This window comes from Paenibacillus camelliae (assembly GCF_023715345.1).
GTDB classification, from domain to species: domain Bacteria; phylum Bacillota; class Bacilli; order Paenibacillales; family Paenibacillaceae; genus Pristimantibacillus; species Pristimantibacillus camelliae.
On record NZ_JAMBNY010000045.1, the window covers coordinates 1 to 467 of the forward strand.

The window sequence follows — 467 nt, forward strand, 5'->3', positions numbered from 1 at the left end:
GCGCTTGATGGCGCCTGCGCCCTGGATATATTTGCCTGGTGATTGAATAATGCGATCCATTTCGATTCCTCCTCGATGACCGTGACGCCGCCCGCAGGCGGCTCGCGGATCCGGTTACAGATTCAGCGTGCCAAAGGCGTTATTCCAGTCTTGTTCAAACTTCTCTATGGCTGACTCTACCGCAGGGGTGCCGAGCATTTGTTGCGCTACATCTAGTGGAAGGGTGATTGCTTCGCAGCCAGCCAGCAGACAATCCAGCGCCTGGCGTGGCGTTTTGAAGCTTGCCGCCAGAACTTTGCTCTCGGGCGCATGCATTTCCAGCAGGGATTGCAGCTCCTGCACCATGCGGATGCCGTCCCCGCCCTGGGCGTCGACGCGGTTAACGTAAGGCGCGACGTACTTTGCGCCGGCCAGCGCGGCCAGCAGGCCTTGCGAAGCGCTGTAGACGGCGGTGCCAAGGGTCGGGA

The 467-nt window shown here is 60.4% G+C and carries 1 protein-coding gene; it reads right to left on the bottom strand.

Annotated elements, in window-relative coordinates:
• Positions 1-114 precede the first annotated feature (114 nt).
• Positions 115-467, bottom strand: a 353-nt coding sequence (locus tag M3180_RS22310; protein ID WP_285855853.1) for a transaldolase family protein, incomplete at its 5' end; no start/stop codon positions are given.